Source organism: Variovorax sp. AC194 (assembly GCF_979257995.1).
This window is the reverse complement of sequence record NZ_OZ409823.1, coordinates 6614483-6629870: the sequence shown is the minus strand read 5'-3', so window position 1 is coordinate 6629870 and position 15388 is coordinate 6614483. Positions and strand designations below refer to the sequence as shown.

Below are 15388 nucleotides of genomic sequence, written 5' to 3'. Positions count from 1 at the left end.
GGGTTGAACAGGCCCTAGGCCGCCATGTCGACAGTCGGAACCACGTGGTGCGTGGCATCTTCGCCGTTGTAGGCATTGCTCAGTGTCAGCAGATGCCGCCGTTGTTCGCGTCCCAGGTAGGGGGCGAGCAGGTGCAGGGTGTGGTGGCCGCCGCGCATCAGCGCGCCTTGCGCATGCGCCGGCTCCAGCGCTTCGCGCGGGTTGCGCACGTATTCGTAGCTCAGCCAGTAAGTCAGCACCACGACCATGCTCTGGGCCAGCGGATCGATCTCGTGCGCGTCGATGTCCAGGTGGCCGGCGCGGCCGAGGCCGGCGATGAGCTGGCGGATGGCGCGTGCCTTGTTTTTCAGCACCAGCTGGAACTGGGTTTCCAGGTGCCGGTTCTTGCTCAGCAGGTCGTTCAGGTCGCGGTAGAGAAAGCGGTAGCGCCAGATCAGCTCGAAGAGCGTGTGCATGAAGAACCACGCGTCCTCCACGTCGTGCACGCCTTCGCTCGCATGCAGCAGCTCGTTGAGCTCGGCCTCGTAGCCCTGGTAGAGCTTGTTGATCAGCTCTTCCTTGGCGGGGTAGTGGTAGTAGAGATTGCCCGGGCTGATGTTGAGCTCGCCCGCGATCAGCGTGGTCGAGACGTTCGGTTCCCCGAAGCGGTTGAACAGGTCCAATGCGGCTTCGAGGATGCGTTGCGCTGTGCGGCGTGGCGCCTTCTTTGCCATGTCGGTGCCCCCGGTGTGTCTCTTGGTCTTGGGAACACTCTAGCGTATGTGCACTGCACCATGAACGGTGCGGGACATGTTTTGCGGCGCCGACTTTTTTGTGCAGCGCCGCAATTGGGGAGAGGCAGGTCAGCCGGCCTTGGGGCGGCGCAGCGTCTTCTTGGCGGCGGGCGCTGCCGCGGTCTTGCGTGCGGTGGTTTTGCGGGCGGTCGCTGCCGTCTTCGCGCTGCCCTTCAGTTGCGCTTCGAGGGCCTCGACGCGCGCCTGCAGCGCGGCCATGTCGGCGGCCGATGGGGCGCCGAGCTTTTCGAGGGCGCGCGCCACGCGCTCTTCGAAGATGTTCTCCAGCTTGCCCCACTGGCCCGCGGCCTTGGTGCCGAACTCGCTGGCGAAGCCGGCCATGCGCTGCTGGGCCTGGGCGAGGGTTTCTTCGGCGGCGGTCTGGGTCTTCTTCTGCATGCCGGCGCCGTCCTTGACCAGCGCCTCGAAGGCCTTGCTGCCTTCCTGCTGCATCTTGGCGAAGGCGCCCAGGCCTGCGAGCCAGATCTGTTGTGCGGAGTCCTTGATGCGGTCGGAGGACTTGTTGTTGCTGTCGTCGTCTTGAGTCGCCATGCGCGCTGTTCCTGTGAAAACAATCGGCTGACTCTAGCCGCTGGGCATCGCTCCCGTTAGAGCTTCGCCTCTACCTGGGGCGGCTCAGGGCGTGGCGCCGGCCGCGCGGCTCGCGTCCAGGTGCGCCTTCGCGCGCTCGGCCAGTGCCATTTCGCCGGGCGTGCCGGGCACGAAGGCTTCCACCGGAAGCGGCCGGCCGTGCGAGTCGACCGAGACGAAGACGATCAGGCACTCGGTGGTCTTCTCCATCATGCCGCCCTTCATGTCGCCACTGCGCACCTCCACCGAGATGTTCATGCTGGTGGTGCCGGTGTAGGCGAGGCGGGCTTCGACCTCGACGAGGTCGCCGATCATGATCGGCCGGTGAAAGCGGATGCTGCCGATGAAGGCGGTGACGCAGTAGCGCTTGGCCCAGCTGGTGGCGCAGGCGTAGCCGGCCTCGTCGATCCACTTCATGACCGTGCCGCCGTGGACCTTGCCGCCGAAGTTGACGGTGCTGGGCTCGGCCAGAAAACGCAGGGTGATCGAAGACATGGGGCGCCGCCTTTGTTGGATGGGCTGTGGTGGGGAGCCGCGATTATGCGAGCGGGCGCCCGCTGCCAGCCGCGCCGCCCGTCGCCCGGACGTGCACGCTCAGCTGCCGCTGAAGAGCTGGGCCAGCGTGCGCCGCAGCCACGCGTTGCCCGGGTCGGCGTGGAAGCGCTCGTGCCAGTGCTGCTTGACCGCGTAGTCCGGCAGCGCGAAGGGCAGCTCCAGAAGCTTCACCGGCTCCTGCGTGGCCAGCACCTTGCCCAGGATGCGCGGCACCACCACCAGCAGTTCGGTGTGCGCCACGATCCGCGCCACGCTCAGGAAGCTGGAGAGCCGCACCACCACGTCGCGCTTCAGGCCCAGCCGCGCGATGGTCGTGTCGACGATGGCATGCCCCGTGCCGGACGTGGACACCACCGCATGCGCCTCCGCCTCGAAGCGCTTGCGCGTGAGCCGGGCGCCGATGCGCGGGTGGTTCTGCGCGGCCAGGCACACGAAGTTCTGCATGAAGAGCGTCTGCTGGTAGAAGCCCGCGTCCAGCTGCGGCATGAAGCCCACGGCCAGGTCGACCTCGCCGTCCTGCAGGCGGCGGCCGCTGTTGGTGGAGATGATCTCGGTCTCGATGTGCACACCCGGCGCCACGTGCCGCAGGTGGTCCAGCAGGCCGGGCAGCAGCACCACCTCGCTGATGTCGGTCATGCAGATGCGAAAGCGCCGCTGCGCCTCCGCGGGCTCGAAGCTGCTGCGGTTGCCCCGGGCCTGCGACAGCTGGGCCAGCACCTCGCGCAGGTTCGGGTAGATGCGCTCGGCATGCGGCGTGGGCTGCATGCCCTGCGCGGTGCGGGTGAAGAGGCGATCGTCGAAGTGCACGCGCAGCTTGTTCAGCGCGGTGCTGGCCGCAGCCTGCGCCATGCCCAGCCGCTCGGCCGCCTTGGAGACGTTGCCGGTCTTGTAGACCTCGTCGAACACGGCGAGCCATTCGAGATCGAGCTTGGACATGGTGTGTCTTTCCGGCGGTCTTTGCTTAGGGCGAAAGGCACCATTATCGAATTTCCGAATTCCGTGTATTGGCTACCGGTCTTGAGGAAATAGTGGGGCGGCTCAACAATGCCCGCGAACGGAGACAACCACGCATGAACCCCGCTTCCCAGAGCCCCGCAAAGAGCGCCTCGGCCAACGCCGCCGAACGCCGCGACTACTACGCCCGCATTCGCCCGCTGAACCTCACCCCGCTGTGGGAATCGCTGCACGCCCTGGTGCCGCGCGAGCCGCAGACGCCGTGCGTGCCCGCGCTCTGGCGCTACGACGAGATCCGCCCGCTGCTGATGGAATCGGCCGAGCTCATCACCGCCGAGGAGGCCGTGCGCCGCGTGCTGGTGCTGGAGAACCCGGCGCTGCCGGGCAACTCGTCGATCACGCAGTCGATCTACGCCGGGCTGCAGCTCATCATGCCGGGCGAGGTGGCGCCTTCGCACCGCCATGTGCAGTCGGCGCTGCGCTTCATCGTCGATGGCAAGGGCGCCTACACCACGGTGGGCGGCGAGCGCACCACCATGTACCCGGGCGACTTCATCATCACGCCTTCGTGGGCCTGGCATGACCACGGCAATGAAGGCATCGAGGGCGTGAGCGAGCCGGTGGTCTGGCTCGACGGGCTGGACATCCCGATGCTGCGCTTCTTCGACGCGGGCTTCGCCGAGAACGACGACGCCAAGGTGCAGCACGTCGCGCGTCCCGAGGGCCACAGCCTCGCGCGCTTCGGCCACAACATGGTGCCGGTGCGGCATGACCACACGTCGGCCACCTCGCCGATCTTCAACTACCCGTATGCGCGCAGCCGCGAGGCGCTCGCGCAGCTGCAGAAACAGGAAGCGCCCGATGCGTGGCTGGGCCACAAGCTGCGCTACATCAACCCGCTGACGGGCGGCTCGCCGATGCCGACCATCTCGACCAACCTGCAGCTGCTGCCCAAGGGCTTCGCGGGCAAGACGCACCGCGCGACCGACGGCGCGGTCTACAGCGTGGTCGAAGGCCACGGCATCGCCGAGATCGCGGGCCAGCGCTTCGAGTTCGGCCCGCGCGACACCTTTGTCGTGCCGTCGTGGGCGCCGCTGCGGCTGCTCTCGCCCATCGCCGACGTGGTGCTCTTCAGCTTCTCCGACCGCCCCGTGCAGCAGGCCATGGGCGTCCTGCGCGAAGCCTTTTTAGAAGACGCCTGAGCGGCGGCCGATCTCTATTCATTTCATCGTTTGACCGTGTGCCGCTTCGTGCGGCAGGAGCCCCTCATGTCCTTCGTTTTCACACCCCCTTCCATCGTCGGCCTGCCTATCGCCGATTCCGACAAGCTGTTCCCCGTGCGCCGCGTCTACTGCGTCGGCCGCAACTACGCGGCGCATGCGCGCGAGATGGGGTTCGACCCTGACCGCGAACCGCCTTTCTTCTTCTGCAAGCCCAACGACGACGCCTCGGTGGTGCCCGTGGCCGAAGGGCAGACCGCCGCGATTCCCTACCCGCCGCTCACCAGCAACTACCACTACGAAGCCGAACTCGTGGTCGCCATCGGCAAGGGCGGCAAGGACATTCCGATCGACCAGGCCTCGGCCCACATCCACAGCTACGCCGTGGGCCTGGACATGACGCGCCGCGACCTGCAGATGAAGATGCGGGAGCAAGGCCGTCCGTGGGAAATCGGCAAGGCCTTCGACTTCTCGGCCCCCATCGCGCCGCTGCGCACGCTGGCCGACGTGGGCGAGATCAACGCAGGCGCGATCACGCTCACCGTCGATGGCGAAGTGCGCCAGAACAGCGACATCACGCACCTGATCTGGTCGGTCAACGAAGTGATCGCCAATCTCTCGACGCTCTTCACGCTGCAGCCCGGCGACCTGATCTTCACCGGCACGCCCGAAGGCGTGGGCGCGGTGAAGGCGGGCCAGACGATCAAGGTGAGCATCGAGCGGCTGCCCTCGCTCACCGTTCGCATCGACTGATTTCCACCGAAGTGCAAAGGCCACCCCGATGAGCACATCTCTCACGAAGAACCCGCCCACTGTGCTGCTCGTCGGCGGCGGCATCGGCGGCATGGCCGCGGCGCTCGCGCTCGCGCGCCTCGGTGTTTCCATCGACCTGCTCGAGCAGAGCGGGGCCATCGGTGAGATCGGCGCGGGCCTGCAGTTGGGCCCCAACGCCTTCGCCGCGCTCGACGCGCTGGGCGTGGGCGAGGCGGTGCGCCGGGGCTCGGTGTTCACCGACCGGCTGGTGATGATGGACGCGGTCGATTGCGGCGAGGTGGCCTCGGTGCCCGTGGGCGAAGCCTTCCGCGCACGCTTCAAGAATCCGTATGCGGTGAGCCACCGCGCCGACCTGCATGGCGCGATCCACGAGGCGGTCAGGCAGCATCCGCTGATCCGCTTTCACACCTCGGCGCAGGTCGAGTCCATCGACAGCGGTGCGCACGGCGTCACTGCGGTCACGCGCGATGGCCGGCGCTTCCAGGCCGATGCCATCGTGGGCTGCGACGGCGTGAAGTCGGTGGTGCGCGCCAGGCTCATCGGCGATGCGCCGCGCGTCTCGGGCCACGTCGTGTACCGCGCGGTCGTGCCCGCGGCCGACATGCCGGCGGACCTGCGCTGGAACGCGCCTGTCGTCTGGGCCGGACCGAACTGCCACCTGGTGCACTACCCGCTGCGCCACGGCGAGCAGTACAACCTGGTCGTCACCTTCCACAGCCGCGATGAAGAAGAGTGGGGCGTCACCGACGGCAGCAAGGAGGAAGTGCTGTCGTACTTCGAGGGCGTGCATGCGCGCCCGCGCCAGCTGCTCGACCGCCCCACCTCGTGGCGCCGCTGGAGCACCGCCGACCGCGACCCGGTCGACCGCTGGAGCGACGGCCCGGCCACGCTGCTGGGCGATGCGGCGCATCCGATGATGCAGTACCTCGCGCAGGGCGCCTGCATGGCGCTCGAAGACGCGGTGACGCTGGGCGCCGCGGTGAAGGCCTGCGATTTCGACATGACCGCCGCGTTCAAGCTGTACGAAGCCGCGCGCATCGCCCGCACGGCGCGCGTGGTGCTGTCGGTGCGCGAGATGGGGCGCCTGTACCACGCGAAGGGCGTCGAGCGGCTGGTGCGCAACAGCCTCTGGGTGGGGCGCACGCCGGAGCGTTTCTACGATGCCGTCGAGTGGCTCTATGCATGGCGGCCCGAGCACTGCCTGGACGATGCGCCGGCCTCGCTGCATCCTGCCGCCGCCGAGCTTTCGTTGCATTGAAACGAATTTCTTTCATCATCACCATTCGAGGCCGAAGGCCCAGGAGACAAGCACCATGAATTTCTCGCGCGCATTGCTCACGGGCGCTCTCGCCCTCACCGCCACCGTCGCCGCCACGGGCGCGCTGGCGCAGGCCGGCGACTTCCCGAACCGGCCCGTGACGCTGGTCACGCCCTTCGCCGCCGGCAGCGGCCCCGACGCGGTGCTGCGCCTCGTGTCCGACAAGCTCTCGCGCCTGTGGAACCAGCGCGTGGTGATCGACAACAAGCCCGGCGGCGGCGGCTTCATCGCCATCGACCAGGCCCGCCGCGCCGCGCCCGACGGCTACACGCTGCTGCAGCTGGACAGCGAGCACGTCGCCGCGCTGCCGCACCTGTACAAGTCGAAGAACTTCGTGACACTGCAGCACTTCGACCCGGTGGCTTCGCTCTTTCGCACGCCCTTCTTCGTGGCGGTGGGCACCGATTCGAAGTGGAAGACCATGGGCGACCTGATCGCCGCCGCCAAGGCCGAGCCCGAAGGCGTGGTGTACGGCTCGTGGGGCGTGGGCAGCCCCGGCCACCTGGGCGCGCAGCAGCTGGAGGCGCTCACCGGCATCCGCATGCGGCACGCGCCGTACCGCGAGGTGTCGCAGCTGTACTCCAACGTCGGCACGGGCGATGTGCCGTGGGCCTTCGCGAGCATTCCGTCGAGCCAGGGCATCTACAAGGCCGGCAAGCTGCGCTACATCGCGGTCGCCGCGCCCAAGCGCATTCCCCAGATGCCCGACGTGCCGACCATGGCCGAGGCGGGCGGGCCGGCGTCGCTCGAAGTCAATTCCTTCGTCTCGCTGCTCGCGCCCAAGGGCGTGCCGGCGGCCGTGAAGGCAAAGATCAACGCCGACGTGGCCAAGGTCATCGCCGACCCCGAGATCCGCGCGCGCTTCGACACCTTCGCGTTCGAGCCGCTCGCGTGGTCGCCCGAGGAGATCCAGCGCAACGCCGAGGCCAAGTCGAAGGTGTACGGCGAACTGGTGCGCAGGGGCAACATCAGCCTCGAATAGGCGGGAGCGTTTCTTGCCCCGCGTTCCCCTCGGCAGTTAAGCTGGCCCTCTTCAGTTTTTGTTAACTTTCTCACTTCTTTTCGTCATGCACGCCAACAAGAGAGCCCTTTTGATCGCTTGCGGCCTGGCAGCCGCCACCATGCTGCCGCTCGCCGCCAGTGCACAGAACAACGCCTGGCCGACCAAGCCCATCCGCCTCCTGGTGGGCTTCCCGGGCGGCTCCACCCCCGACATCGCGGCACGCACCATCGCCGAGCCGCTGGGCAAGGCGCTGGGCCAGCCGATCGTGGTGGACAACAAGGCCGGCGCCTCGGGCAACATCGCCGCCGACCAGGTGGCCAAGGCCACCGACGACCACACGCTGGGCATCGTCATCAACGGCAACCTCACCTCGTCGAAGATGCTGTACCCGAAGCTGCCCTACGACCCGGTCAAGGACTTCACCTACCTCTCGCTGATCGCGACCGCGCCGCTCGTGCTGGTGGCGCAGAACAACCTGCCCACGGGCACCGCCTTCTTCGACGCCGCGCGCAAGGCCGGCGACAAGTGGAACTACGGCTCGGTGGGCATCGGCTCGGTCGGCCACCTGGGCATGGAACTGCTCAAGAGCCGCGTCGCCGGCTTCAAGCCCGAGCACGTGCCCTACCAGGGCAACCCGCAGGTCATCACCGGCATGCTGGGCGACCAGGTGCAGATGGGCCTGATCCCGCCGGGCGTGGCCATGCCGCAGATCAAGGCCGGCAAGCTCAAGGCCGTGGGCCTGACGGGCGGGCGCAGCGCGCTGGTGCCCGAAATTGCGCCGCTGTCCGAAGCCGGCGTGAAGGACTTCAACCTCGAGGTGTGGGTGGCGCTGCTCGGGCCCGCGAACCTGTCGAAGACCGCGCAGGCGCGCATCGGCCGCGAACTCGAAATCGTCATGAAGGACCCGGACGTTCGCCGCAAGCTCTTCGAGCAGGGCTGGCAGGCTGTGGGCACCTCGCCGGACGGCATGCGCACGCGCGTGACCGAAGAGGCGGCCATCATGAGCAAGATCATTTCCACCCGCGGCATCAAGTTGCAGTAATGACAGTCCAGCCAAAGACCCTGACCGAACCGGCACGCGAGCTGCCCGTTTTCGGCGAATACGACGTGGTGGTGGTCGGCGGCGGCCCCGCCGGCATCGCCGCCGCCGTGAGCGCCGCGCGCCATGGCGCCAACACGCTGCTGGTGGAGCGCTACGGCTTCCTCGGCGGCATGGGCACCGCGGGCGGCGTGACCAACTTCGCGGGCCTCTACGGCAAGCGCAATGGCGAGATGACGCTGCTGGTGCGCGGCGTGGCCGACGACCTGCTCGATCGCATCGGCGCGCTCGGCGGCCTGAACAAGCCACAGGACGGCATGCAGGGCCGCATCCGCGTGCGCTCCTACGACACCTCGGCCTACAAGATCGCGGCCGACCAGTTGCTGCTCGATGCGGGCGTGCACCTGCTGTTCCATGCGTGGGCGGCGGCGGTGATCCGCGAGGGCGACCGCATCGCGGCGCTCGTGGTCGAGACCAAGTCGGGCCGCCAGGCGATCCGCGCCAATGCCTTCATCGACGCGAGCGGCGACGCCGACGTGGCCGCTTTCGCGGGCGTGCCCTTCGAGGTGGGCGACGGCCACGGCAGCGGCCTCTTTCCGACCACGATGTTCCGCGTCGGCCAGGTCGATGCCGAGCCCGCGCTCGCGGCCGTGGGCGAGTTCAAGGCCATCAACGACCTGATGGCCCAGGTGCAGCAGCGCAAGCCCGGCACCTACAAGTTCCCGCGCGAGGGCGCGATCCTGCGGCCCAACATCGACCCGCGCGAATGGCGCGCCAACGTCACGCAGATCCGCAACGCGGCCGGCCGCGCGATGAACGGCGTCGATGCGCGCGAGCTCACCGAGGGCGAGCTCGAAGGCCGCCGCCAGATTGCCGAGTACTTCAAGTTCATGAAGGCCGAGGTGCCGGGCTTCGCGCACTCGGCCATCGTGGAGATCGCGCCGCAGGTGGGCATCCGCGAAACGCGCCGCATCGAGGGCCTCTACGCGCTCGCGGGCGAGGACATCCTCTCGTCGGCGAAGTTCGACGACAGCATCGGCATCAACGCCTGGCCGATGGAGATGCACGCCGACGGCCGCATCGAGTGGGCCTTCCCGCGCGACGACAACCGCACCTACAACCAGCTGCCCTGGCGCATGCTGGTGCCGCGCAAGGTCGACAACCTGCTGGTGGCCGGCCGCTGCGCCGCGATGACGCACGAGGGCCAGTCGGCCGCGCGCGCGAGCGGCGGCTGCTTCGTCATGGGGCAGGCCGCGGGCACGGCCGCGGCATCGCTGGGCGGCGCGAATTTCTCGGATGTCGACGTGCCGGCGCTGCAGAAGAAGCTGCTGGCCGACGGCGCGGATCTCGACCGCTGAATGCCCGGAACGCAGGTATGACGCTAGAGTCCGGGGCTTGATGAACTCCAACCCCGGACGAAAAGTGCACTTCCTTTCGTTGTCGACCACCGCGCGTCGCATCCTCCTGGCCCTTTCCTGCGCCGCGCTCGGCCTGATGCAATGGGGCTGTGCCAGCACCCCCGAAGGCGAACCCGTCCACGGCAAGGACCAGGTGGTGAGCTTCCTGGCCGCCAAGGACGGCCGCAAGGTCGTCATCGCCGCGGAGAAATACCACTACGTGTTCGACGGCGACCCGTCCGTGGCCGCGCTGCTGCGCTGGGACGGGCGCGCCAAGGTCACGCCCAGCCTCAACGGCGAACTCAAGGTGGCGCGCAACAACAGCTTCGAAGGGTCGTACACGCTCGTCGCCTTCGATGCCGACCTGACGCCCGAAGACCGAACTTTCCTGATCCAGACCGGTTTTGCCAAGACCGACATGAAATACGGCGACCGCACCGGGCCGGCGCTGCGCTACTTCGGCACCGTCTACGGCACGCGCTACGCGGCCGCGCCGCTCAAGCCGGCCGACACGCTCGACTTCTCCCGTTCGTTCTTCATCAACTACGTCGAGCAGGAAACCGCCACCGGCGCCGCCGCCAGGCCCGCGCCCACGCCGCTCATCTACAACGACGACGGCAAGCCGCTGCTGGCCGGCGCGCCCATGTTCCTGGTCCAGGGTGGCACGGACTACCGCTGCCGGGCCCGCTTCATGGACATCTGCTTCTACAAATAGCAGCGCCTGGCTGACCGGGCCGCGACAGCGCGCCGGCCCGTCCTTTGCTAAGGTCGAAGGCTGCTTTTTCTGCATTGACCGCCCCGACCGATGACCACCGATCCCGCCACCGCTGCCCGCCTCGTCGACGAACTCGTCGCCCTCATGCAACTGGAGCCGCTCGGCGGCGACCGCTTTCTCGCCCAGAGCGAAGACATCGGCACCCCCGCCGTCTTCGGCGGCCAGGTGCTCGGCCAGTCGCTCGCGGCCGCGAGCCTCACGGTCGGTGCCGACCGGCCGGTGCATTCGATGCACGCCTACTTCCTGCTGCCGGGCGAGCACGCGCCCATCGAGTACAGCGTCGACCGCGTGCGCGATGGCCGCAGCTTCACCACCCGCCACGTGGTGGCGCGCCAGGGGGAGCGGATCATCTTCGAAATGTCGGCGTCGTTCCAGACGGTGGACGACGGCGTCGAGCACCAGCTCGCGATGCCCGCCGTCGAAGGCCCCGAAGGCCTGGTCAGCGAACTCGACCAGCGCCTGGCCCTGGGCGAGCGCCTGCCCGAGCGCTGGCGCATCAAGGGCCTGGAGCCGCACGGCATCGAGTACCGCCGCGTCGAGGCCGACGACCTGCTCACGCCCATCGTGCGGCCCTCGGAAAGCGCCATCTGGATGCGCGCCATCGCGCCGCTGCCCGACGATCTGGTGGTGCACCGCGCGCTGCTGGCCTACGCCTCCGACCACGGCCTCTTGCGCGCCGCGATGCTGCCGCACGGCCTGAGCTTCATGAGCGGGCAGGTGCGCCCCGCGAGCCTGGACCACGCGATGTGGTTCCACCGCGATTTCCGCATGGACGACTGGCTGCTCTACGTGCTCGATTCGCCCAGCGCGAGCGGTGCGCGGGGCCTGTGCCGCGGGAGCCTCTTCACGCGCGACGGGCGGCTCGTGGCCTCCACGGCACAAGAAGGCATGCTGCGCATCGTGCGTTGAAAACCGCAACCCAAGGACACACCGAATGAAGATCTTCCACTCGCCCGCTTCGCCGTTCGTGCGCAAGTGCATGGTCGTCGCGCACGAGCTCGGCATTGCCGACCGCATCGAGAAGCTGCCCAGCGCGGCCGGCCCGGTGAAGCGCGACGCCACCATCCTCCCGAAGAACCCGCTCGGCCAGGTGCCGACGTTCCTGTGCGATGACGGGCAGGTCCTGTACGACAGCCGAGTGATCTGCGAGTACCTCGATGCCACGCATTCGGGTGCGCTGTTCCCCAAGAGCGGGACCGAGCGCTGGGCCCGCCTCACCGAACTGGCCCTCGCCGATGGCATGACGGCCGCCGCGCTGCTCGCGCGCTACGAAACCATGCTGCGCCCCGAGCCGCTGCGCTGGAACGACTGGACCGAGGGGCAGCTGGCCAAGGTGCGCACCGGTCTCGAATGGCTGGAGACGGCGGCGCCATCGTTCGGCGATCGCGTCGATATCGGGACCATCGCTTTCGGTTGTGCGCTGGGCTACATGGACTTTCGCTTTCCCTCGGTCGACTGGCGTGGCGATGCGCCGGACACGGCGAAGTGGTTCGGGGTGTTCAATCAGCGGGCTTCGATGCAGGCGACGCTGCCGCCGACTGCCTGAGTCCGTTCGGGGCGGCACTCCCGCCGACGGTGGGCTCTGTTTCGCGAATGTCCCCCGGCCTGCGGCCTCCTCCTTGATTTCGCGAAACAGAGCCCACCATCGGCGGGAGCGCTTTCAGAGCGGTCGTTGATCGCGGTTTACTCAGAGCGTGCCCATGTGCGCAGGGCATCGGGTGCTCCCCGCAGCGAAATCAAGGAGGAGGGGCGAAGCCCCGGGGGACATTCGCGGAGGGGAGTACCCGGTGGCCTGTGCACACGCCCTGGAACCTTGGGCTAAAAATGCACCCCTCGCATGAATTCCAACCAAGGACCCCCGCATGTCTTCTGAAGCACAGCAAAAAGTAGCCATCGTCACCGCCGGCGGCAGCGGCATGGGCGCCGCGGCGGCGCGCAAGCTCGCGGACGACGGCTTCCGCGTCGCGATCCTCTCGTCATCGGGCAAGGGCGAAGCGTTGGCCCAGGAGCTCGGCGGCATCGGCGTGACCGGCTCGAACCAGTCGAACGACGACATCAAGCGCCTGGTCGACAAGGTGACGGACACATGGGGCCGCGTCGACGTACTGGTCAACAGCGCGGGCCACGGCCCCCGCGCGCCGATCCTGGAGATCACCGACGAAGACTGGCACCGCGGCATGGACGTCTACCTGCTGAGCGCCGTGCGCCCCAGCCGCCTCGTGGCGCCGCTGATGGTCAAGCAAGGCGGCGGCACGATCATCAACATCTCCACCTTCGCGGCATTCGAGCCCGACCCGGTGTTCCCGACCTCGGGCGTGTTTCGCGCCGGTCTCGCCGCGTTCACCAAGCTCTTCGCCGACAAGTACGCGGCCGACAACGTGCGCATGAACAACGTGCTGCCCGGTTTCATCGACAGCCTGCCCGAGAAGGCCGAGTTCCGTGGCCGCATTCCGATGGGGCGCTACGGCAAGATGAGCGAGATCGCGGCGGTGATCGGCTTCCTCGCCTCCGAAGGCGGGGGCTACATCACCGGGCAGAACCTGCGCGTGGACGGCGGCATCACGCGCTCGGTGTAACGGCTGACGCGGAGGCGCTCTCTACAATCGCGCCCATGTGTCCGAGGATGCCCCGCTTTCCCATCCGCCGCAGGCAGTCCGGCTGCTCGCGGCCGACGCCTCCTTGACGACGGCGCAGTGACGCGCCGTGGCTCTGCCCACGGCGACACCTGAGGCCGCAGCGCCGGCCATCTCTCCTTGCCCCTGACCCGCATCGCCTCGCCGGCGTGTGCGGGCCGCATTGCTTTTTCCCCATGTCCTCCCCACACAGCCGCCTGCGCACCGAGTGGTGCCCGAGCATTCCGCGCGAACTGATGGCCGGCGCCGTCGCCACGTTCGCGCTCATTCCCGAAGTCATCGCCTTTTCTTTCGTCGCGGGCGTCGATCCGGCCGTCGGGCTGTTCGCGTCGTTCGTGATCAGCATCGTCATCGCCTTCACCGGCGGGCGCCCGGCGATGGTGTCGGCCGCCGCGGGGTCGGTCGCGCTCGTGGCCGCGCCGCTGGTGCATGCGCACGGGCTGCAGTACCTGCTGGCGGCCGGGGTGCTCGCGGGCGCGATGCAGATCGTGTTCGGCCTGCTGCGGCTCGGTGTGCTGATGCGCTTCGTCTCCACCTCGGTGCGCACGGGCTTCGTCAATGCGCTCGCCATCCTGATCTTCGCGGCGCAGATGCCGCACTTCATCGGCGCCAACACGGCCACCTGGGCGATGGTGGGGCTGGGCCTCGTGGTCATCTACCTGCTGCCGCGCATCACGCGCGCGGTGCCTTCGCCGCTGGTGTGCATCGTGGTGGTGACGCTGGTCGGCCACTGGCTCGACCTGCCGCTCAAGACCGTGGCGGACCTGGGGCACCTGCCCGATGCGCTGCCCGCGTTCGCGTTCCCGTCGGTGCCGTTCACGCTCGACACGCTGCGCATCATCGCGCTGCCCGCGTTCGCGATCGCGATGGTCGGCCTGCTCGAATCGATGATGACCGCGAGCGTGGTGGACGAGCTCACCGATACGCCCAGCTCCAAGAACCGCGAATGCAGTGGCTTGGGTGTGGCGAACGTCGCGGCCAGTTTCTTCGGCGGCATCGCGGGCTGCGGAATGATCGGCCAGACGGTGAGCAACGTGCGCTACGGCGGGCGCGGGCGGCTGTCCACGCTCTTCGCGGGCGCCTTCCTGCTGATCCTCATGGTGCTGCTGAAGCCCTGGGTGTCGCAGGTGCCGGTGGCCGCGCTGGTCGCGATCATGGTGATGGTGTCGGCATCGACCTTCGACTGGGGGTCGCTGCGCACGCTGGTGCGCCATCCGCGCATGTCCAGCGCGGTGATGCTCGCGACGGTGGCGGTCACCGTCGCCACCGACAACCTGGCCGCGGGCGTGGCCGTCGGCGTGCTGCTGAGTGGCGTGTTCTTCACCTTCAAGGTGGCGCGGCTACTGCATGTGCATGCCGAGGTGGGCGAGGGGGGCCTGCGCATCTACCGCATCACGGGCCAGGTGTTCTTCGCTTCGGCCGACATGCTGGTGGATGCCTTCGATGTGCGCGAGATCGACGGCGCGCCCGTGCACATCGACGTGGCGCAGGCGCATTTCTGGGACGTGACCGCCGTGGCCGCGCTGACCAAGGTGGTCGAGCGGCTGCGCAAGCACGGCAGCGTGGTGGACGTGACCGGGCTCAACCAGGCCAGCCGCGACCTGATCCTGCAGCTGGACGCCGCGCCCGAGTAATGCTTGGGTCCTAGGTAGTTTTCCCGTGAACCGGGTGATGCGTTGGACCTAGCCTTTCCGGTCCCGTCGGATGTCCGAGGGGCGGAAAGGCGCTCATGAAAATTCCCGCCCCGGTGCGCGAGAACATGCACCGCACCATCGCGTCTTACGAAGCGTCCGCGCGCGAATACAACGCGATCGTGGCAGGCCATCGCCCGCCCGAGATCGTGGACGCGCTGCGCCGGATGATGCAGTTCGTGCCCGCGGGCGGCAGCGTGCTCGAGATCGGTTCCGGATCGGGGCAGGACGCCGACTTCATCGAGTCCCTCGGCGGCATCGTCAGGCGCACCGATGCGGCGCAGGCGTTTCTCGACCTGCAGGCCGAGCGCGGCAAGGAGGGCGAGCTGCTCAACGTCGTCACGGACGCGCTGGGCGGGCCCTACAGCGCGATCCTCGCGATGGCGGTGCTGATCCATGTCGATCGCGCGCAGGTCGCACCGGTCTTGCGCAAGGTGTTCGATGCGCTCGAGCCCGGCGGCGTCTTCTTGGCGGGCATGCGCATCGGCGAAGGCGAGACGAACGGCGACTACCAGACCGTGTACTGGGCGAAAGACCGGTTCGCCGAAGCGCTCGAAGCGGCCGGCCTGCGCCTGCAATGGGACACGCAGTGGATCGGCCGCAAGGACGTGGCGTGGGCCGGCTTCCTCGCGTGCCGTCCGCGGGAATAACGCTGGAATGACGCG

At 68.3% G+C, this 15388-nt stretch carries 16 protein-coding genes; 12 read left to right on the top strand and 4 right to left on the bottom strand.

Annotation, left to right across the window (positions count from 1 at the left end):
• Positions 1–14 precede the first annotated feature (14 nt).
• The 4 genes from ACZYRS_RS31220 to ACZYRS_RS31205 all read right to left on the bottom strand — a co-directional run bounded on the left by ACZYRS_RS31220 (position 15) and on the right by ACZYRS_RS31205 (position 2855).
• Positions 15–713: a TetR/AcrR family transcriptional regulator gene (locus ACZYRS_RS31220; RefSeq protein ID WP_198787044.1), complete on the bottom strand. Its 699-nt coding sequence runs from the start codon at positions 711–713 to the stop codon at positions 15–17.
• A gap of 129 nt (positions 714–842) precedes the next feature.
• A complete protein-coding gene (locus tag ACZYRS_RS31215; RefSeq protein ID WP_463422298.1) occupies positions 843–1325 on the bottom strand; it encodes a phasin family protein in 483 nt (160 codons plus the stop codon).
• An 84-nt stretch (positions 1326–1409) separates the two neighbouring features.
• Positions 1410–1859, bottom strand: coding sequence for an acyl-CoA thioesterase (locus ACZYRS_RS31210; RefSeq protein ID WP_042580045.1), 450 nt, complete (start codon positions 1857–1859; stop codon positions 1410–1412).
• Between the two features lie 99 nt (positions 1860–1958).
• The gene (locus tag ACZYRS_RS31205) at positions 1959–2855 is read right to left on the bottom strand and encodes a LysR family transcriptional regulator (protein WP_463422297.1); all 897 of its coding nucleotides are present in this window, start codon (positions 2853–2855) and stop codon (positions 1959–1961) included.
• A gap of 134 nt (positions 2856–2989) precedes the next feature.
• Here ACZYRS_RS31205 and gtdA point away from each other — a divergent pair, with 134 nt between their 5' ends.
• The 12 genes from gtdA (at position 2990) to ACZYRS_RS31145 (ending at position 15373) form a co-directional block, all read left to right on the top strand.
• The gene (gene gtdA, locus ACZYRS_RS31200) at positions 2990–4075 is read left to right on the top strand and encodes a gentisate 1,2-dioxygenase (protein ID WP_463422296.1); all 1086 of its coding nucleotides are present in this window, start codon (positions 2990–2992) and stop codon (positions 4073–4075) included.
• 66 nt (positions 4076–4141) lie between these two features.
• The gene (locus ACZYRS_RS31195) at positions 4142–4846 is read left to right on the top strand and encodes a fumarylacetoacetate hydrolase family protein (protein ID WP_463422295.1); all 705 of its coding nucleotides are present in this window, start codon (positions 4142–4144) and stop codon (positions 4844–4846) included.
• A 28-nt stretch (positions 4847–4874) separates the two neighbouring features.
• Positions 4875–6125, top strand: a complete 1251-nt coding sequence (locus ACZYRS_RS31190; protein ID WP_463422294.1) for a 3-hydroxybenzoate 6-monooxygenase — start codon at positions 4875–4877, stop codon at positions 6123–6125.
• A 55-nt stretch (positions 6126–6180) separates the two neighbouring features.
• On the top strand, positions 6181–7167 hold the full coding sequence (locus ACZYRS_RS31185; protein WP_463422293.1) for a Bug family tripartite tricarboxylate transporter substrate binding protein: 987 nt from the start codon (positions 6181–6183) through the stop codon (positions 7165–7167).
• 85 nt (positions 7168–7252) lie between these two features.
• Positions 7253–8230 carry a Bug family tripartite tricarboxylate transporter substrate binding protein gene (locus tag ACZYRS_RS31180; RefSeq protein WP_463422292.1) on the top strand — a complete coding sequence of 326 codons (978 nt, stop codon included), beginning with the start codon at positions 7253–7255 and terminating at the stop codon, positions 8228–8230.
• Entirely contained in the window at positions 8230–9585 is a 1356-nt protein-coding gene (locus tag ACZYRS_RS31175; RefSeq protein WP_463422291.1) for an FAD-dependent oxidoreductase, read from the top strand. The genes ACZYRS_RS31180 and ACZYRS_RS31175 overlap by 1 nt, the downstream gene beginning before the upstream one ends.
• A gap of 64 nt (positions 9586–9649) precedes the next feature.
• On the top strand, positions 9650–10339 hold the full coding sequence (locus ACZYRS_RS31170) for a hypothetical protein (RefSeq protein WP_463422290.1): 690 nt from the start codon (positions 9650–9652) through the stop codon (positions 10337–10339).
• 90 nt (positions 10340–10429) lie between these two features.
• Positions 10430–11308 (top strand): acyl-CoA thioesterase, encoded by an 879-nt coding sequence (locus tag ACZYRS_RS31165; protein WP_463422289.1) that lies wholly within the window; start codon positions 10430–10432, stop codon positions 11306–11308.
• A gap of 25 nt (positions 11309–11333) precedes the next feature.
• A complete protein-coding gene (locus ACZYRS_RS31160) occupies positions 11334–11945 on the top strand; it encodes a glutathione S-transferase (RefSeq protein ID WP_463422288.1) in 612 nt (203 codons plus the stop codon).
• Between the two features lie 316 nt (positions 11946–12261).
• A complete protein-coding gene (locus ACZYRS_RS31155) occupies positions 12262–12975 on the top strand; it encodes an SDR family oxidoreductase (RefSeq protein WP_463422287.1) in 714 nt (237 codons plus the stop codon).
• Positions 12976–13208: 233 nt separating this feature from the next.
• Positions 13209–14666, top strand: coding sequence for a SulP family inorganic anion transporter (locus ACZYRS_RS31150; protein ID WP_463422286.1), 1458 nt, complete (start codon positions 13209–13211; stop codon positions 14664–14666).
• A gap of 95 nt (positions 14667–14761) precedes the next feature.
• Complete coding sequence (locus tag ACZYRS_RS31145; protein ID WP_463422285.1) at positions 14762–15373, top strand: class I SAM-dependent methyltransferase; 612 nt, start codon at positions 14762–14764, stop codon at positions 15371–15373.
• Positions 15374–15388 lie beyond the last annotated feature (15 nt).